General features: G+C 74.7%; 16 protein-coding genes. 7 read left to right on the top strand and 9 right to left on the bottom strand.

From position 1 onward, the window contains the following. The first annotated feature begins 104 nt into the window (after positions 1-104). Complete coding sequence (locus tag EDD32_RS01290; protein WP_123913925.1) at positions 105-1292, top strand: LLM class flavin-dependent oxidoreductase; 1188 nt, start codon at positions 105-107, stop codon at positions 1290-1292. Between the two features lie 28 nt (positions 1293-1320). Next, positions 1321-1938: an FMN reductase gene (locus EDD32_RS01285; RefSeq protein ID WP_123913923.1), complete on the top strand. Its 618-nt coding sequence runs from the start codon at positions 1321-1323 to the stop codon at positions 1936-1938. A gap of 4 nt (positions 1939-1942) precedes the next feature. Here the strand turns inward: EDD32_RS01285 and EDD32_RS01280 are convergent, their stop codons facing one another. Both EDD32_RS01280 and EDD32_RS01275 read right to left on the bottom strand, forming a co-directional pair. Beyond that, a complete protein-coding gene (locus EDD32_RS01280; protein WP_123913921.1) occupies positions 1943-2461 on the bottom strand; it encodes an Rv3235 family protein in 519 nt (172 codons plus the stop codon). Next, positions 2458-3663 carry a hypothetical protein gene (locus EDD32_RS01275; RefSeq protein WP_148087400.1) on the bottom strand — a complete coding sequence of 402 codons (1206 nt, stop codon included), beginning with the start codon at positions 3661-3663 and terminating at the stop codon, positions 2458-2460. The genes EDD32_RS01280 and EDD32_RS01275 overlap by 4 nt, the downstream gene beginning before the upstream one ends. A 200-nt stretch (positions 3664-3863) precedes the next feature. Here EDD32_RS01275 and EDD32_RS01270 point away from each other — a divergent pair, with 200 nt between their 5' ends. Beyond that, positions 3864-4388, top strand: a complete 525-nt coding sequence (locus tag EDD32_RS01270) for a hypothetical protein (RefSeq protein ID WP_123913917.1) — start codon at positions 3864-3866, stop codon at positions 4386-4388. Here EDD32_RS01270 and EDD32_RS01265 read toward each other — a convergent pair. Then, a complete protein-coding gene (locus EDD32_RS01265; RefSeq protein WP_123913915.1) occupies positions 4345-4593 on the bottom strand; it encodes a helix-turn-helix domain-containing protein in 249 nt (82 codons plus the stop codon). The two genes, EDD32_RS01270 and EDD32_RS01265, sit on opposite strands and share 44 nt — an antisense overlap. 122 nt (positions 4594-4715) lie before the next feature. On the opposite strand from EDD32_RS01265, the gene EDD32_RS01260 reads away from it, so the two are divergent. Genes EDD32_RS01260 through EDD32_RS01250 form a run of 3 tightly spaced genes read left to right on the top strand, consistent with a single transcriptional unit; the run spans position 4716 to position 7328 of the window. Continuing rightward, a complete protein-coding gene (locus tag EDD32_RS01260) occupies positions 4716-5426 on the top strand; it encodes a hypothetical protein (protein WP_123913913.1) in 711 nt (236 codons plus the stop codon). Beyond that, positions 5423-6823 (top strand): CpaE/TadZ family protein, encoded by a 1401-nt coding sequence (locus EDD32_RS01255; RefSeq protein WP_211338688.1) that lies wholly within the window; start codon positions 5423-5425, stop codon positions 6821-6823. Before EDD32_RS01260 ends, EDD32_RS01255 begins: the two co-directional genes overlap by 4 nt. Before the next feature lie 25 nt (positions 6824-6848). After that, entirely contained in the window at positions 6849-7328 is a 480-nt protein-coding gene (locus tag EDD32_RS01250; protein WP_123913911.1) for a DUF6912 family protein, read from the top strand. Here EDD32_RS01250 and EDD32_RS01245 read toward each other — a convergent pair. From EDD32_RS01245 to EDD32_RS01220, 6 genes are all read right to left on the bottom strand, one after another. Beyond that, positions 7325-10387, bottom strand: coding sequence for an AAA family ATPase (locus EDD32_RS01245; protein WP_123913909.1), 3063 nt, complete (start codon positions 10385-10387; stop codon positions 7325-7327). The genes EDD32_RS01250 and EDD32_RS01245 overlap by 4 nt on opposite strands. Continuing rightward, the gene (locus EDD32_RS01240) at positions 10387-11592 is read right to left on the bottom strand and encodes an exonuclease SbcCD subunit D (protein ID WP_123913907.1); all 1206 of its coding nucleotides are present in this window, start codon (positions 11590-11592) and stop codon (positions 10387-10389) included. Before EDD32_RS01240 ends, EDD32_RS01245 begins: the two co-directional genes overlap by 1 nt. 74 nt (positions 11593-11666) lie before the next feature. Beyond that, on the bottom strand, positions 11667-12470 hold the full coding sequence (hisN, locus tag EDD32_RS01235) for a histidinol-phosphatase (protein WP_123913905.1): 804 nt from the start codon (positions 12468-12470) through the stop codon (positions 11667-11669). A 36-nt stretch (positions 12471-12506) separates the two neighbouring features. After that, complete coding sequence (gene rsgA / locus EDD32_RS01230; protein WP_123920035.1) at positions 12507-13541, bottom strand: ribosome small subunit-dependent GTPase A; 1035 nt, start codon at positions 13539-13541, stop codon at positions 12507-12509. A gap of 7 nt (positions 13542-13548) precedes the next feature. Continuing rightward, a complete protein-coding gene (aroA, locus tag EDD32_RS01225) occupies positions 13549-14883 on the bottom strand; it encodes a 3-phosphoshikimate 1-carboxyvinyltransferase (RefSeq protein WP_211338686.1) in 1335 nt (444 codons plus the stop codon). 95 nt (positions 14884-14978) lie between these two features. Beyond that, complete coding sequence (locus EDD32_RS01220) at positions 14979-15476, bottom strand: DoxX family protein (RefSeq protein ID WP_123913903.1); 498 nt, start codon at positions 15474-15476, stop codon at positions 14979-14981. 240 nt (positions 15477-15716) lie between these two features. On the opposite strand from EDD32_RS01220, the gene EDD32_RS01215 reads away from it, so the two are divergent. After that, positions 15717-17192 carry an HNH endonuclease signature motif containing protein gene (locus EDD32_RS01215; RefSeq protein ID WP_123913901.1) on the top strand — a complete coding sequence of 492 codons (1476 nt, stop codon included), beginning with the start codon at positions 15717-15719 and terminating at the stop codon, positions 17190-17192. The last annotated feature ends 4 nt before the right edge of the window (positions 17193-17196 follow it).

The following is a 17196-nucleotide window of genomic DNA, read 5'->3' as shown; positions in this document are numbered from 1 at the left end:
CCCCGCGCAGGTGCGGGCCGTCGTCGTCGGGGAGGGAATAGCCGCACCGGGGTCGTCGTTGACGGACACGAACATGCAGGTGCATCGAAGTGGGAGGCGCGATCATGCAGTTCGGGATCTTCACCGTCAGTGACGTCACGACCGACCCGAGGACGGGTCGGACCCCGGACGACACCGAGCGGGTCCGGTCGATCCTCACGATCGCCGAGCACGCGGACCAGGCGGGGCTGGACGTCTTCGCCACGGGTGAGCACCACAACCCGCCGTTCGTGGCGTCCTCGCCGACGACGATGCTGGGCTACCTCGCGGCGCGGACGAAGAACATCGTCCTGTCGACCGCGACGACGCTCATCACGACGAACGACCCGGTGAAGATCGCCGAGGACTACGCGATGCTGCAGGTCATCTCGGGCGGGCGGATGGACCTCATGATGGGCCGGGGCAACACCGGGCCGGTCTACCCGTGGTTCGGCAAGGACATCCGGCAGGGCATCAACCTCGCCATCGAGAACTACGCCCTCCTGCGCCGGCTGTGGGAGGAGGAGGTGGTGGACTGGCAGGGGAAGTTCCGGACCCCGCTGCAGGGCTTCACCGCCACCCCCCGGCCGCTGGACGGTGTGGCCCCGTTCGTGTGGCACGGCTCGATCCGGTCCCCGGAGATCGCCGAGCAGGCGGCCTACTACGGTGACGGGTTCTTCCACAACAACATCTTCTGGCCGATGTCCCACACCAAGCGGATGGTCCAGTACTACCGGGAGCGGTTCGAGCACTACGGCCACGGCCGGGCGGACCAGGCGATCGTGGGTCTGGGTGGGCAGTTCTTCGCCCGGAAGAGCTCCCAGCAGGCCAAGGCCGAGTTCCGGCCCTACTTCGACAACGCCCCGGTCTACGGGCACGGGCCCTCGATGGAGGACTTCACCGCCGAGACCCCCCTGACGGTGGGCTCCCCGCAAGAGGTCATCGACCGCTACGCGGCGATGAAGGACGCGGTCGGGCACTACCAGCGTCAGCTGTTCCTCATCGACCACGCCGGCCTGCCGCTCAAGACCGTGCTGGAGCAGATCGACATCCTCGCCGAGGACATCGTCCCGGCACTGCGCAAGGAGAACGAGGCAACCCGGCCCGCCGACGTCCCGTCCGGCCCCCCGACCCACGCCGAGCGCGTCGTGAAGGCGCGCCAGGCGGGCGCCACCGCCGGTGGCCACGTCGCCGGTGACGACAGGTGGACCGGCAAGACCGCCGAGGACGACACCGAGGCCGCGGACCGCGCCGGCGCCGCGTTCGGGCTGTGAGAGCACGGACCGGGAAGCAGGATCACTCATGACCGAGCGCACCATCGTCGTCGTCTCGGCGGGCCTCGGCCGGCCGTCCTCCACCCGGATGCTGGCGGACCGCCTGGCCGGCGCCACCGTCACCGAGCTCGCCGCCCGCGGGATCACCGCGACGGTCGAGACCGTCGAGCTGAGGGACGTCGCGCACGAGATCGTCAACACGATGCTCACCGGCTTCGCGACCGGGGCACTGGCCGAGGTGATGGAGAAGGTGACCCGGGCGGACGGTCTCGTCGCGGTCACCCCGATCTTCACCACGACGTACTCGGGCCTGTTCAAGTCGTTCGTCGACGTCATCGACAAGGACGCTCTCGTCGGGATGCCCGTCCTGCTGGGCGCCACCGGTGGCACCGCGCGCCACTCGCTCGCGCTGGAGTACTCGGTCCGTCCGCTGCTGACCTACCTGCGGGCCGACGTTGCGACGACGTCCGTCTTCGCGGCCACGGCGGACTGGGCCGGCGAGACGGACACCGTCAACCCCCTGCCGAACCGGATCGGCCGGGCCGGCCGGGAGCTCGCGGAGATGGTCGCTGCCCGCGAGAACGCGGGACCGGCGGACCTCTACGGTGACGTGCCGTCGTTCGACCAGATGTTCCGGAACCTGTAGCCGGTCAGCCGATCTCCAGGGCGGTGGCCCGCCAGCGGCCGCGGTGCGCCTCGAGCCGCACCGCGGCCGCTCGCACACGCTCGCCGTCGTGGACCACCACCGAGGCCTCGACCGTCCCGGGTCCCACCTCGCACACGTGGACCCGCCGCACCATGGCGCGACGTGCGACTGCCGGACGTCCCAGCACCCGCACCGCCAGGCCCGCCCGGCGGGCGAGGGAGTCGTACAGCTCCGCGCTGAGCCAGCGAGCCAGCTGCGCCGTCGGCCGGACGCCGAGCAGGGCCTCGACGGCGGACCGTACGAGCGCCCCTGCCCACTGCTGAGGATCGGGAAGCTCGCCCGGCTCGCCCGGCGGGTCCTGCGATGCCCGCGCCGGTGCCGGGCCGGTGAACCGGACCCGGTCCCACGGGCGGGCGGAGGACGTCCGGGGCACGTCGGTGGCGGCCAGGCCGTGCGGAGGCCGTCGGACCGCGCGGTGCGGTTCGCCCGCCGTGGGGGGCCGGGTGACGGTCGGTGTACTCATGGGATCTCCTCGGTCGGGGCCTGGAGCAGCTGGCCGGGATGGATGAGGTCTGGGTCAGGACCGATGGTCGCGAGGTTGTCGCGGTACCAGCGCGGCCAGGCGGCGGCCACCTCTGCGTCGCTCGCGCCCGCCCCGAGGTGTCCGGCGGCGACGCTCCACAGGGAGTCCCCGGCCCGCACCAGGTGCGCGACCTCGCCGCCGCGGGTGGGCGTCGCCCTGCGGGCGTCCGCGCCGGTCGCGGGACCCGGCACGGAGGCGGGGCCCTCGCCGACGCCGGTCTGTGTGCCGGGTGCGGCTGGTGCGCCCGGCGGGGCTGGTGCGCGCGGTGCAGCTGGTGCGCCTTGTGAGGCCAGTGGCTCGGTCGCGGTTCTCGCGACCGGCGCTCCGGTGGACGCAGCAGCGGGGTGGGCAGGGACAGGTGAGCCGGCCCCTTCGGAGGCCTTCTCGGACGTCGCGGACGGCGCCTCGTCCGGCCGAGGAGCGGACGTCGAGGTCGGGCGGGCTGGCTCGTCCGGACCTCCGGGGTCGGACGCCCCCGGTGCCGCGCTGGTCGCCCTCGGTGCAGGGGTGCTCCCCGCCGGTGCGGCGGGAGCGTCGGCTAGGACGGCGGGGGTGCGGGACGGGGCGGGGGCGCGCTCGTCCGGCCGCGACGGCGCCGGCGCTCCCCAGCCCAGATCGGCCGGCACCGGGTCGACCTGCTCTGCCGACACGGCCGGCACGTCGACCGTGCTCGACGGGCCGTCGGTCGGGGCGGCCAGGGCGCTCGTGCTGACGGCCACGCCCAAGCCCATGGACGCCACCGCTGTGGTGGCGAACGCTCGACGCAGCGCTGGGGCGCCCCAGCGCGTGAGCGACGCCTGGAGCCGGATCGACGCGCGACCGCGGCCCCGCATGAGCAGCAGCGCGGCCGCGGTCAGCGCGCTGAGGAGGTACCAGCCGGCGACCACCGCACCGACGAGCACCATGGCGAGGGCGACCACGTCCGGCACGTCGGAGCTCCGGAGAGGGGCGGTTGCGAGGAGTGCGGCCGCCAGCTCGCGCGCGTGGAGGGTCAGGGTCGAGGTCGCCAGCGCGGAGCCCACGAGGGCGAGGGGCACGGTGACCGCCGCCGCAGCGCCGCCGCGGGCGGTACCGCTCCGGACGGACCCCCTCTCTGCCGCCCTGGTGGCGCCGGTCCGGACGGACCCTGCTTCCAGACCCATGCGTCCTCCGTCCTTCCCAGTGATGGTCGTGGATCAAGAATAGTGCTGTTTGATGCGTTTTGATGACGTTAGGTGTACCGCAGTGGGGGCCCGGCGTAAAGCCTTGGCGGCGGATCTGTGGACGACAGGGCTCCCATCTGGGACGACGTGTGCACTCAAATCGGACCACCCGGTGTCCGAAGTGCCCTACGGTGCACAACGTGCGGTGGGAAACGCTCTTCCAGGACCTCCAGAGCCAGTACGACGCCGCCGCGCGCGAGGAGCAAGACCTCCAGGTCGTCGAGCTGGCCGAGGCAGAGGTCGGGACGGTGCGTCTGTCCGACCGGATCCGCGCGCGGACCGGCTCGGACCTGCGGGTGCGGTTGCGGTCAGGCGACGGCCTGCACGGACGCGTGCTGGACGCCGCCCCGCAGTGGTTCCTGCTCGCGGAGGGCGATCGGCGCACCGTGGTCCCGGTGGACGCGGTCGCGATGGCATGGCCGCTCGGTCGGGCCGCGCCCGAGGCCGGTGTGGCGGAGTCGCGGCTGCGGATCACCCACGTGCTGCGGGGGTTGGCGCGATCGGAGGCCCTCGTGCAGGTCAGCAGCGACGCCGGCCGCTACACCGGCTGGCTCGAGCGCGTCGGGGCCGACCACGTCGACCTGCGCCCGCAGCGCCCCTCGGTGCGCGGGGAGGAGCTGGTCAGTCTGACCCTGACGTCGTTGCTGTCGGTGAGTCATCCATGACGCGCCCGGTCTCGATCCGTTCGCGGGTGCGCGCGTACTGCTGCTGGATGTACTCCTCCAGCGAGGAGATCTCCACCCGCCACTGGTTGCGGCCACCCACCTGGATCGCGGGGAGCTCGCCGGAGCGGACGAGGACCCGGACCTGCGCCACGGAGACGGCGAGCTCCTCGGCGACGTCAGCGAGGGTGAGGAAGCGTTGCGCCATGTCCACATCATCCCACCGTCAACGCGCATCCCGGCGCATCCCGGGGCAGCTGTGGACATCTGACGGCACCACCAGGCATCAACGGGCACGATGGGCCGTGGTCGACGGCGAGGGGGACGACGATGGTGCACGATGACGCGGTGCGGCGACTGCGCCGCCCCACCTGGCGTGACCCGCGGCTCGGGGTCGGGGTGCTGCTCGTCGCCGCCTCGGTGGCTCTGGGAACCTGGGCGGTGCGCGACGCGGCCGACACGGTCGAGGTCTACGCCACCCGCGAGGCCGTCACGCCGGGGCAGTCCCTGGACGCGTCGGCGCTCGTCGTGCAGGAGGTGAGGCTGGGGGCGCAGGAGAGCCTCTACCTGCGGGCGGACGCCGCCCTGCCCGACGGAGCAGTCGCGGTCCGGACCGTGGGGGCGGGCGAGCTCGTGCCGCGAAGCGCGCTCGGGCTCTCCGACGAGGTCGACGCGCGCCCGGTCGTCGTGCCGCTGGACGCGTCGGTCCCGGCGGACCTCGCGGCCGGCTCCGTGGTCGACCTCTGGCTGGCCCCACCACCGCCCGTGAGCGGGCTCGGCGAGGACGAACCCGCGGAGCCGTCGCTGCTGGCGGCCGACCTCGTCGTCTCCGACGTCGTCGAGGACGAGTCCATGTTCACCGGGGGCACCGGCGTGTCGGTGGAGCTGCTCGTCCCGCGGCTCGACCTCCCTCAGGTGCTGGCGGCGCTGCCCGGGGACGGCCACCTCGTCGTCGTTCCGACGTTCGGCGGTGAGCCGTCGGACGTGGCGGTGCCCACCGACGGGGCGACCGGACCGGCAGGGACGGACGGCGGGGCGTGATCGGGGTCCTCGTCGCCCTGACCGGCCCGGAGGAGACCGACGTGGTCCGCCGTCTGGATGCGCCGGGCAGCGGGACGCGGGTCGTCCGGCGCTGCGCCGACGTCCCGGAGGTGCTGGCCGCGGCCGTGGCGGGTCTCGGCGAGCTCGCCGTCCTGGCAGCCGACCTGCCCGGGGTCGACCGGCCGGCCGTGACGGGACTGCGTGCGGCGGGGGTCGACTGCATCCTCGTGGCGGCGCCGGAGGAGCTCGAGCGCTGCGCCGCGCTCGGTGCCACGGAGGTCGTGACGAGCACCGACGCGCTCGTGGCCGCGGTCCTCGACCGGACGGTGCGCGGCCGCGGCTCCGGAGGGGCTCCCGACGGTCACGGCACCGGGGACGCGCCGAGTGCCGCCCCACCCGGCGGCGGGACCGTCCACGCGACGGGCGCCCGGGCGCGAGAGCGCCCGGACCCCGAGCCGGACGGCGCGGTTGGTACCGAGGTCGGTACCCCCGGTCGGGCGTCCCCGCCGCCCGTCGACAGTCCGTTGGCAGTCCCGGACGTGCGCCCACCCGGGCGCCTCGTCGCCGTGTGGGGCCCGCCCGGCGCTCCGGGGCGTACGACTGTCGCGGTCTCCCTCGCCGCGGAGCTCGCGCTGCTCGGCAGGTCAGCGCTCCTGGTCGACGCCGACACCGAAGCCCCCTCGGTCACCCAGACGCTGGGCCTCCTCGACGACTCGTCAGCGGTGGCCGCCGTGGCACGCCACGCCTCTCACGGGCGGCTCGACGCCCCGACGCTGCTGTCCCTGTGTCCCAGGGTCGAGCCCGGGATGCGCGTCCTCACGGGTCTGACGCGGGCGGACAGGTGGCGCGAGCTTCCCGCGGCCGCTCTCGACGTGCTCTGGGAGGTGGCCCGCGAGATCGCCGACGTCACCGTGGTCGACCTGGGACCGGGGCTGGACGAGGCTGCGGGCGCGGACCAGACCTATGGGCCGCGCCGGCACCAGGCCGCCACGTCCGCGCTGGGTGCCGCGGACGTCGTCGTGGTGGTCGGCTCCGGGGAGCCGGTGGGGATGCGGCGGCTCGTCATGGCCCTCGGCCAGCTGACGGAGGCCGGTGTGCAGCCGCCCGAACGGGTCGTCGTGGTGAACCGGCTGCGCGCCTCCGCGGCGGGACCGGCCCCGGACGAGGCCGTCCAGGAGGCGCTCGCCCGGTTCGGTGGGGTGACGGACGCCGTGATCGTCCCCGACGACCGGCCGGCGACGGACCGGGCGCTCCTCCAGGGCAGGACCTTGGCCGAGGTGGCCCCTAGCTCGGCCGCCCGGCTCGCCCTCGAGCAGCTCGCCCGCCGGTTGGCGGGGGAGAGCCGGCCGCGACCTCGGGCCCGGTTCGGGCTGCTCCGCATGGCGCGGAGCCGCTGAGCGCCGATCGCGCCACACTGTGACCATGCGTCTGTACCTGCCCGCCACCTCTGCCGACCTGCGGTCCGGCCTCACGCCGCGATGGGCCCACGCGGTCACGACGGCGTTGCGCGCCGAGCTCCCCGAGGAGGACGACGAGGGCCTGGAGATGGTGGCGACCCTTGCCGCCGCGGACGAGTCCGTCACACTGCTCGCGTCCGGCACACCCCTCGCGGGCGGCCATGTCGCGCCGCGCAGGGTGGTGATCGTCGCCGACCTGCCGGACTCCGCCGTCCTGGTGCCGGAGGTGCTGGGCGAGGAGCAGCTCCCCACGGCGGTCGAGGTCGTCGAGCCGGTGGACTGGTCCGCGGTCGTCGCGATCCTCGTCGACGAGCCGGAGGCCGAGCAGGACGTCCGGGCCGCGGCGGGTGGTGACGAGGAGGCGCTCGAGCGGGCCGCCGAGCGCGACCTCCTGTGGTTCGACGTGGTCGAGCTGGCGGACCTCCGCCGTGACCTCTCCGCCTAGCAGCGCACCCGCAGCGTCGACGCCCCGTCCGGGGTGCGCCGGACCTCGATGCGCTCGGGGATCCGGTCCTTGAGCTCGGTGACGTGCGAGACGATCCCGACGGCACGGCCGCCTTCCCGGAGCCGGCCCAGCTCGGCCATGACCGCGTCGAGGGTGGCCGGGTCGAGCGAGCCGAACCCCTCGTCGACGAACAGCGTGCCGAGCTCGACGCCGCCGGCCTCGGCCCGCACGACGTCCGCGAGGCCGAGGGCCAGGCACAGCGAGACGTAGAACGTCTCGCCGCCCGAGAGGGTGCGCGGGTCGCGGGGGGTCTCGGTGACGTGGTCCTGCACCTGGAGGCCGAGGCCCGCGCGGCGCGAGCGCTGACCACCCTCGCGCTCGTCGATGCGCTCGAGCGAGTATCGGCCGTCCGACATCTCCGCCAGGCGGTCGTTGGCCGCGGCGACGACGTCCTCGAACCGGCGCACCAGCACATAGGTGGCCAGCGTCATGTCGGTCATGTCGGTGGCGTTCGTCAGCGCCGCGGTGCGCAGGAGGGGAGCGGCCTGCTCCACGTCACGCGTGTGGGCGGCAAGGTCCGTCTCGAGTCGGTGCGCGGCGTCGGTGACGCGGGTGGCGGTGAGCTCGGCCTCGCGGGCGGCGGCCGCGGCGTCGGCGAGGTCCGCCATCGCGGCGGCGTGGGCCGCTGCGGCAGCCTCGACGTCCGGCCGCTCGTTGCCCGTGAGACTGCTCACGGCCGGCTCGGCGAGCTCGGCGCTCACCCGTTCGACCGCGCTCTCGTGGCGACGCACGGACTGCTCGAGCCGGGTCCGCTCGTCGGCCGGGAGCGCGCCGCGGCGCGCTGTCTCGGCGTCGGGGAGCCCCGTCTCCGACAGTGCCCTCGCCAGCTGGGCGAGTGCGTCGTCCCGCGCGGCGGTGGCGCTGCGCCGCTCGAGGATGGCGTCGAGGAGGGCCAGTGCGGCCGTGGCGCGACGCTCGAGCGCCCGTGCTCGCTCAGCGACCGAACCGGCCGGGCCGCAGGCGAGCGCACACCGTGCCTGGTCCTCGCGCAGGCGGGCGGCGAGCTGCTCGAGCCGCTCGGTCTCGACGGCGAGCGCGGACTGCACTTTGCCGAGCTCCGCGGTGAGGCGGGCGGTCTCCGCGTCGTGGTCCGCCAGCTCCTGCTCGAGCTCGGCCGAGCGGTAGATGGCGGCCTTAGCGTCCGCCGCGGCCCGCTCCGCATCCTCGAGCCCGCTCCGTGCGGCAGCGACGTCCAGGCCTCCCGCGAGATGGTGCAAGCCGGCCAGCTGCTCACGCAGACCGGCGACGCGTGTCCGGGCGCGGACGAGAACCTCGTCAGCGGCTTCCCGGACCGCCGTGGCCGCTTCGACCTCGTCCTCGGTGGCGTGCTCGGGCGAGAGCTCCGCCGGGGCGGGGTGCTCGCTCGACCCGCACACCGGGCAGGCCGCGTCCGGTACGAGCTCGCGCGCCAACGCGCCCGCCATGCCGGCCACCCACCGACGCCGTGCCGTGTGCTCCGCGTCGGCGGCACGGACCGCCGCGACCGCTCGGTCGGCCATCTCGGCCTCCGCCGCGGCGAGGTCGCGTGACCGGTCGGCGGCCTCGGTCGCGGCGGTGAGCCGGGCGCGTGCGTTCGTCGCGGCCGCCTGCGCCTCGGCGTGGGTCGCCCCTGCGTCCCGGAAGGCGCTCAGGGTCTCGACGAGCAGCTCGCGTGCGGCAGGGCGCTGGTCGAGCCGGTCCTGCGCGCGGGCGTAGGCCAGTGTGTCGGCCTCGTGCTGCGCTCGGGCGTCGGACAGACCGGTTCCGCGGGCAGCGAGGCCGTCCTCCAGCGTCACCAGTGCCGAGAGCGAGCCCAGCTCCGCGGTGACGGCGTCGTGGGCGGCGCGAAGGTCGTCGACGTCGTCGAGAGAGGCCAGGTCGGCGTCGGGGCCCAGGTCGAGACGTTCGCACGCCTCGTCCGCCTCCACGAGGCTGCGGCGTGCCCGGTCGAACAGATCCAGCACGGGCGCGACCGCGGCGGCGCGACCGGCGAGGCCGAGCCGGGCAGCGGCGCTCCTCACGGCCCCGTCCCGTGCGGCGAGCCCCTCCTGCTCGGCCAGGAGCTCGCGCCGGCGCTCCACGAGGCGGGCGAGCTGCTCCTCGGCGTGGAGCCGCGTCCTCGCACGCTCCTCGGCGACCCGCGTCTGCGTGCGCAGCGCCGCCGAGACGTCCACGAGTCTCCGGGCGGACGAGCGCTTCTCCGCGGTGATCCGGCACAGCGCCCGGTGGTCCATCCCGGCGGCGGCGTCCAGCACACGGCGGGTCGTCTCGTCCTCGGCCGGCACTGCGTGACGGGGCTCCTCCTCCTCGTGGCCGGCACCGGTCTCCTGGCGGGCCGCTGTGACGTGCAGGGCGGCCTCGGCGAAGGAGCGAGCCGAGGCCAGGACCTCGGCGCGGGCCCGCTCGACCGCCGCCCGCGTGTCGCGTGCCATCTCGGCGAGCGTGCGCTGGAGCTGCTCGTAGACCTCGGTGCCGAAGACGTCCTGCAGGACGGTGCGGCGGTCCTCCGGACGTGCCCGCAGGAACGACGCGAACTGGCCCTGTGGGAGGACCACGGTCTGGGTGAACTGCGCCCGGTCGAGGACGACGATCCGGCTCAGCTCCGTCCCGACCTCCTGGACGTGGGCGGAGACCGGCTCACCCTCGTCGCCGACCGCCACGAGACGCCAGAGCCGAGCCCGGGCGTTCTGCTGCGTGAAGCCGCCCCCGCGCTTCTTGGGCCGAAGGTAGGCGGGTGAGCGCCAGATCCGGAAGATGCCGGCAGCCGTCGAGAAGGTCAGCTCGACGGACGGCTCCGCCTCGGGACCGGCGAAGTCGGAGTGGAGCCGGTCGTCGGAGGCCTCGGCGCCCGCGACCTTGCCGTAGAGGGCGAAGACGACGGCGTCGATCACGGTGGACTTGCCGGCACCGGTCGGCCCCTCGAGAAGGAACAGCCCCGAGGTGGCCAGGGCGTCGAAGTCGATCTCGTGACGGCCGGGGAAGGGACCGATGGCCTCCAGGACGAGGCGGTGGATGCGCATCAGGCGCTCCGATCCCCGGCCAGGACGGACTCGTAGGCCCGGCGCAGGACCTCCAGCTCGGCCTCCTCCGGGGCGCGGCCCCCGGCGGTGAGGAGGAACTGGGCGGCGACCTCGAGCGGGTCCTGCGCGGCGGTGACGGCGCTCGGGCCCGAGGTCTCCAGGAGCCGCGCGGGCCGGTGCTGGACCACGAGGGCGTGGGGGAACCGTCGGGTGACCGTCGCCCACAGGTGCTCCGGCCGGGCGTCGTCGGTCACGGTGACCCGTAGCCAGTGGTCGGCACGGTCGTCGTAGGCGCGGGAGAGCAGCTCGCTCATCGTGCCCGTGACGTCACCGAGCCGGCGCGGGACCGGCGCCTCGAGCAGCCGGACGTCGCGGACACCGTCGGGACCGAGGTCGACCAGCGTCGTCGACTTGCGGTGGTGCTGCTCGGAGAAGGAGAAGGCCAGCGGCGACCCGGCGTAGCGCATGACCGGGTCGGTCCCCTCACGGCCCACGCGCTGGGGTCCGTGGAGGTGGCCCAGGGCGACGTAGTCCAGGCTGCCGAGCGGCCCGTAGACGCCCGAGGGGACGCTGTCCACCCCGCCCACCCGGATGTCGCGCTCGGACTCGCTCACGTCCCCGCCGGTGACGAACGCGTGCGCCAGGAGGACGGCCGGGACGCGCCGCCCGTCCGAGGAGCGGCGCGGCGCGAGGTCCGTCTGCACGCGCCGCACGGCGGCGGACGTCACCGCCTCGTGGCACCGTGCCGGCCGGACGGCCCGACCGTCCGGTCCGTCGTCGGCGAGGTGGTCGCGGGCCATGTCGGGGTCGAGGTAGGGCAAGGGGTAGACGTACGCCCCGGCGTCGCCGTCACGGTCGGGCAGGGTGACCGGCGTGCCGATCTCCGCCACGCGCGAGCGAACCGACAGCCGGTTGCGGAACATCGCGGCCCCGAACCCGAGCCGGGCGGCGGAGTCGTGGTTGCCGGGGGTGAGGACGACGTGGGCGGCCTCAGTCAGCCGGGCGAGGGTCTCGGAGAGCAGCTCCACCGACCCGACCGGGGGGACGGCACGGTCGTACACGTCACCGGCGACCACGACGGCGTCGACCGCCTCGTCGCGCACCACCTGGACGAGGTGCTCGAGGAACGCCTCGTGGTGGACACCGAGGTCCACCCCGTGCAGGGTGCGGCCCAGGTGCCAGTCGGAGGTGTGGAGGATCCGCATGTTCGTGACGCTAACCCGACCCACCGACATCGACGCCGAGTGACACGGCGGGGGACGCCCGGTCCTCGGGCGGCTCAGTCCTCCTGGGAGGCCAGCTCGGCGAGGACCGCCTCGTGGAGGAGGGAGTTCGTCACGACCGCGCTGCCGCCCCAGGGTCCGTCCACGCCTTCGAGGCTGGTGAACCGCCCGCCCGCCTCGGTGACGATCGGGACGAGGGCCGCCATGTCGTACAGCTCGAGGTCCGGCTCGCAGGCGATGTCGACCGCCCCCTCGGCCACGAGCATGTACGACCAGAAATCGCCGTAGGCGCGGGTGCGCCACACGTTCTGGGCCAGGCCGAGGAACGCGCGCAGGCTGCCCCGGTCCGCCCACCCGTCGAGCGAGGAGTAGCTGAGGGAGGCGTCGGCCAGGTCGCCGACGGCGGAGACGTGCAGCTGACGCGCCGCGGAGAGCGACCGGCCCGTCCAGGCGCCGGAGCCCCGCGCCGCCCACCAGCGCCGGTTCAGCGCCGGTGCGGAGACCACTCCGAGGACGACCTCGCCGTCCTCGACCAGCCCGATGAGCGTGGCCCAGACGGGCACGCCCCGGACGAAGTTCTTCGTCCCGTCGATGGGGTCGATGACCCACTGCCTCGACGAGTGACCGGTGGTGCCGAACTCCTCCCCGAGCACCGAGTCGCGCGGCCGGGTCCGGGCGAGCTGCGCCCGGACGATCTCCTCGGCGCTGCGGTCGGCGTCCGAGACGGGGGTGAGGTCGGGCTTGGACTCCACCCGGAGGTCCTGCGCGCCGAACCGGGACATGGTCTGCCCGTCGACCTGGTCAGCGACGACGTGCGCGAGGCGCAGGTCGTCGGTGTAGCGGCTCGCGGCTTGCTGCATGGCTGGCACCGTACCGCGCCCACGCGGTTCGGCCGGTCAGGCCTCCGCGGCGCCGGAGCGTGCGGCGAGGAGACGTCGGAACGAGTCCAGCCTGGCGCGGCCCGCGTCCCCGGCCGAGCCGCTCCGCACCCACTCGTCGAGGGCGCAGTCGGGGGCGTCCTCGGCATGGCTGCACCCACGCGGGCACTGCGCGGCGACCTGGGCGAGGTCGGCGAAACCACGCAGCAGGTCGTCCGCGCCGACGTGGCTCAGGCCGAACGAACGCACCCCCGGGGTGTCGATCGCCCACCCGCCGCCGGGCAGGGGCAGGGCGACGGCGGACGAGGAGGTGTGCCGGCCGCGTCCGGTGACGACGTTGACCACGCCCGTGGCGCGGAAGGCGTCGGGCACCAGGGCGTTGACCAGCGTCGACTTGCCCACCCCCGAGTGCCCGATGAGTACGGAGACCCGCCCCGTCAGGCGGTCGCGCAGGGCGTCGAGCCCACGGATCTCGTCCCCGACGATCGAGGTGACCAGCGCGGTGACGTCGAGAGCCTCGTACTGGGCGAGGAACGGTCCGGGGTCGGCCAGGTCCGCCTTGGTGAGGCACAGGACCGGCTCCATCCCCGCGTCGTAGGCGGCGACGAGCGTGCGGTCGACCATGCGTGGGCGTGGCTCGGGGTCGGCCAGTGCCGTGACGATGACCAGCTGGTCCGCGTTCGCGACGATGACGCGCTCGACCCCGGGGGCGTCGCCGTCCTCCGCCGAGCGGCGCAGGACCGCCGTCCGGTCCTCGAGCCGGACGATGCGCGCGAGGGAGTCCTTGCGGCCGGAGACGTCGCCGACCACGCCCACCCGGTCGCCGACGACGACGGCGGTCCGGGCCCCCCGGCCGAGCTCGCGCGCCTTCATCCCTGTGACGCGTGTGCCGTCGTCCGTGAGGAGGTGGTAGCGCCCCCGGTCGACGCCGAGGACCATCGCGCCCACGGCGTCGGCGTGGTCCGGACGGTTCTTGGTCCGGGGCCGGTTCCCGCGGGGGTTCGGCCGCACCCGGACGCGGTCGTCGTCGGTGCCGGTGTCCCGGGCCATCAGCGGGTCCTCATCCGACGAGCATCCCGTGCCACATGCCGGTGAAGTCGGGCAGCGTCTTGGCGGTCGTGGCGACGTCACGGACCCGCACCCCCGGTACCCGCAGCCCGATGATCGCGGCGAAGGTGGCCATCCGGTGGTCGGCGTACGTCTCCAGCTCGGCGCCGTGCAACGGCGACGGGTCGATCTCGACGCCGTCCGCCGTCTCGCGGGCCCGACCGCCCAGCCGGCCGATCTCCGCGACGATCGCCGCGAGGCGGTCGGTCTCGTGGCCCCGCAGGTGCGCGATGCCGCGCAGCCGTGACGGCGTGACGGCGAGGGCGCACAGGGCGGCGATCGTGGGGGCGAGCTCGCCGACGTCGTGCAGGTCCGCGTCCAGGCCCAGGATCCGTCCGTCGGCGGGGCCGGTCACGCTCAGCGTCCCGTTCTCGAGGTGCACCCGGGCACCCATCCGGGCCAGGAGGTCACGGAGCCCGTCGCCCGCCTGGGTGGTGGTGGCGGGCCAGCGGGGCACCCGCACGGTGCCACCGGCCGCCAGGGCGGCCGCGAGGAACGGGCCGGCGTTGGACAGGTCGGGCTCGACGACGATGCGCCCGCCCCTGACCGGTCCGGGATGGACCCGCCACCGCGTGGGTGCCCACTCGTTCGTCCCGCCGGCCGGAGAACCCTCCTCGGTGAGCTCGTCGACGCGCACCCCGCGCTCGCGCAGCAGGGCCACCGTCATGGCGACGTGCGGCAGCGACGGCAGGGTGGCCCCGGTGTGCCGGAGGTCGATACCGGCGTCGTAGGCGGGTGCGGCGAGGAGCAGGGCTGAGACGAACTGGCTCGACCCGGAGGCGTCGACGTCGACCGCGCCGCCTGGCAGGGAACCGGCGCCGTGAACGGTCATCGGCAGGACGGCGTCTCCGCCCGGGTCCGTCGCGCTGTCGACACGCGCACCGAGATCGCGCAGCGCCCGGACGACGGGCCCCATGGGGCGCTGTCGGGCCCGCGGGTCACCATCGAGTCGGACGTCGCCGTCGGCGAGGACGGCCAGCGCCGGGACGAAACGCATGACGGTGCCGGCCAGCCCGCAGTCGACGTCGGCCGGCCCGCGCATCCGGGCGGGCGTGACGCGCAGGTCCGCGCCGGTCTCCTCGATGGAGACGCCGAGCGCCCGGAGCGCACCGACCATGAGCGCCGAGTCGCGGGAGTGGAGAGGCGCCACCAGCTCGGTGGGCCCGTCGGCAAGGGCCGCGAGGATCAGGTACCGGTTCGTGAGGGACTTGGAGCCGGGGACGTCGACAACGGCGTCGAGCGGTCCCGTGGCGACGGGAGCGGGCCAGGGATCCACAGGCGTCGTCATGGTTGCGAGGGTAGTGCGCGGGGCCGACGTGGGCGGTGCCGTCTCCCGAGGCCGGGCGGACGCCCGACTGCCCGTGGCCCGGTAGGCACCAGCGGTCAGCTCTTGTACCGCTGCTTGAGCGTGGTCCTGACCTCGCGGAGCTCGGCGCGCTGATCCTTGGCGTTGGCGAAACGCCACGAGAGGGAGGGCCTGCCCGCCAGGTCGGCGGCCGCGAGGAGGAGGCCGCCCGCGATCCCGGCTCCGCGCAGCAGCCCGGAGAGTTGTTCCTTGCGCTCGGCGGCCGATCGGGCGGTCCAGGCGGGGTTGTTGACGATCGTCAGCGGGATGTTGATGACCGCCAGGGTCAGCGCTGCAGACCGGGGGTTCCGGCCGGTGGCGAGCATGAGGCCGGACAGTGCGCTGATGACGCCGACGGCGCGCGTGAGCATGGTGGCGTCCGCGGTGAGGACGGGCGGGAGCCCGGCCCTCTCCATCGCGGGGGCGACCTTCTTGAACCTGGCGACGTGGCCTGCCGGACGGAGCGCGGCGTCGACGCCGTCGACGATGAAGGCGGAGGCGAGCAGGGGCCGGGCGACCAGACGTGTGAGGCTCATAACACATTGCTACCGCACCAGCGGCCGGCCGGCGACCTGATCGGCCGCTCGATCGTCGACCCGACGGGGGAGAGGTGACGGTTACCGCCGGCGGTCGGACGACGACACGGCGGAAGCCCTGTGGATTGGCGCGGTTTTCCACAAATTGAAGTACACGAGTCGGACCTCTTGCGGTGTCGAACGTGCGTTCCATATCGTGGTGGGAAGGAGAGGGACCGGACCCGGGAAGGGGTGGGGTGGATGAGCACCGACGGCACCGACGGCGTCTCGTCCGAGGCCGGCCGCCCGGGGGCCGCGCCGGCCGCGTCCGAGTCGTCTGGGCCGGTGTCGTTGTCGGTGGGGTTGGCGCGGGTCGCGGTCGAGGTCGCGGCGGTGCTCGAGGTCGACGTGCTGGGCGCGGCGGGGCAGGAGGTCCTGGACGCGGTCACCGTCGTGGAGGGGCTGCGCCGTCAGGTCGAGGCCCTCGCGGGCCGGGTCCTCGCGGCGGTGGACGCCCACGGGCTGTGGGCGGCCGACGGGGCCCGGTCGCTGCCCGCGTGGTACCGCGCCCGGACCGGGCGTACCGACGTCACCGCCCGGGTCGAGGTGGCCCGGACCCGGGCCCTGCGCGACCACCTGCCCGCCACCGCGGCGGCGCTGGCCGCCGGGCGGGTCAGCCCCGACCACGCCGCGGCCCTGGTCCGCCACGCCCTGACCACCGACACCCTGCGGGGGCGGTTGGCGGACCCCGACACCGGTGAGGACTTCCTCCTGGGCCACGCCCAGGGCATGGACGCGTCCGCGTTCACCCACCTGGTCAAGGCGTGGGCGATCCGGGCCGACCCGGCCGCGGCGGACGAGCGCTACCGCGCCGAGACCGACCGGGAAGAGCTCTACCTCTCCCGCACCACCGGCGGGTGGTCCCTCAAGGGCTGGCTCTCCGAGACCAACGGGGAGGTCCTCAACACCGCCCTGACCGCCCGGACCGGCACCCCGGCCCACACCGACCCGGCCACCCCGGCCCAGCGCCGCGCCGGGGCCCTGACCGGCATCGCCCGCCTGGCCCTGGACTCCGGGACCCTGCGCCCCCACGCCCGCACCCGCCCCCACCTGAGCGTGATCGTGCCCTTCGAGACCCTCCACCGCCTCACCACCACCGGCCCCCACCACCGCGACACCACCGGGGCTGGGGCTGCCGGGGCTGCCGGTGGGGCGGGCAGCGCGTTCCACCCGCCGGCCGCCCCGGCCGGGTGCGGGTGCGGCCAGAGCGGGTGCGGGACGGTGATCTCCACCGACTACGACACCACCACCATGGTCGACGCCGACCCCGCGACCCTGGCCGACGGCACCCCCCTGCCGCACGCCCTCCTGGCCCGCCTGGCCTGCTCCTCCGCGCTGCACCGGGTCATCTTCGGCCCCGACTCCCAACCCCTGGACGTCGGCCGCGAGGAACGCCTGTACACCACCGCCCAGACCCGGGCGATCATCGCCCGCGACCGGCACTGCCAGTACCCCGACTGCACCGCCCCACCCGGCGAGGGCGAGATCCACCACAACCTGTGGTGGTACGCCCACCACGGCCCCACCGACACCAACAAAGGCATCCTCCTCTGCTGGCACCACCACGACCACGTCCACGCCCGCCGCATCACCATCACCCGCGAGCACCACCGATGGCGATTCCACCGCCACGACAACACCGAGATCCTCCCCACCACCCACCACCTCGCCGCCTGACCCC

Source organism: Georgenia muralis, from assembly GCF_003814705.1.
Lineage (GTDB): Bacteria > Actinomycetota > Actinomycetes > Actinomycetales > Actinomycetaceae > Georgenia > Georgenia muralis.
Note: the sequence above shows the minus strand (reverse complement) of the source record. Positions and strands in the feature narration are given on the sequence as shown.

Bases quoted from the DNA above. Each gene is read 5' to 3' on its own strand.
- EDD32_RS01290 (WP_123913925.1), top strand. From the start codon at position 105: ATGCAGTTCGGGATCTTCACCGTCAGTGACGTCACGACCGACCCGAGG.
- EDD32_RS01285 (WP_123913923.1), top strand. From the start codon at position 1,321: ATGACCGAGCGCACCATCGTCGTCGTCTCGGCGGGCCTCGGCCGGCCG.
- EDD32_RS01280 (WP_123913921.1), bottom strand. From the start codon at position 2,461: ATGAGTACACCGACCGTCACCCGGCCCCCCACGGCGGGCGAACCGCAC.
- EDD32_RS01275 (WP_148087400.1), bottom strand. From the start codon at position 3,663: ATGGGTCTGGAAGCAGGGTCCGTCCGGACCGGCGCCACCAGGGCGGCA.
- EDD32_RS01265 (WP_123913915.1), bottom strand. From the start codon at position 4,593: ATGGCGCAACGCTTCCTCACCCTCGCTGACGTCGCCGAGGAGCTCGCC.
- EDD32_RS01260 (WP_123913913.1), top strand. From the start codon at position 4,716: ATGGTGCACGATGACGCGGTGCGGCGACTGCGCCGCCCCACCTGGCGT.
- EDD32_RS01250 (WP_123913911.1), top strand. From the start codon at position 6,849: ATGCGTCTGTACCTGCCCGCCACCTCTGCCGACCTGCGGTCCGGCCTC.
- EDD32_RS01245 (WP_123913909.1), bottom strand. From the start codon at position 10,387: ATGCGCATCCACCGCCTCGTCCTGGAGGCCATCGGTCCCTTCCCCGGC.
- EDD32_RS01240 (WP_123913907.1), bottom strand. From the start codon at position 11,592: ATGCGGATCCTCCACACCTCCGACTGGCACCTGGGCCGCACCCTGCAC.
- hisN (WP_123913905.1), bottom strand. From the start codon at position 12,470: ATGCAGCAAGCCGCGAGCCGCTACACCGACGACCTGCGCCTCGCGCAC.
- aroA (WP_211338686.1), bottom strand. From the start codon at position 14,883: ATGACGACGCCTGTGGATCCCTGGCCCGCTCCCGTCGCCACGGGACCG.
- EDD32_RS01220 (WP_123913903.1), bottom strand. From the start codon at position 15,476: ATGAGCCTCACACGTCTGGTCGCCCGGCCCCTGCTCGCCTCCGCCTTC.
- EDD32_RS01215 (WP_123913901.1), top strand. From the start codon at position 15,717: ATGAGCACCGACGGCACCGACGGCGTCTCGTCCGAGGCCGGCCGCCCG.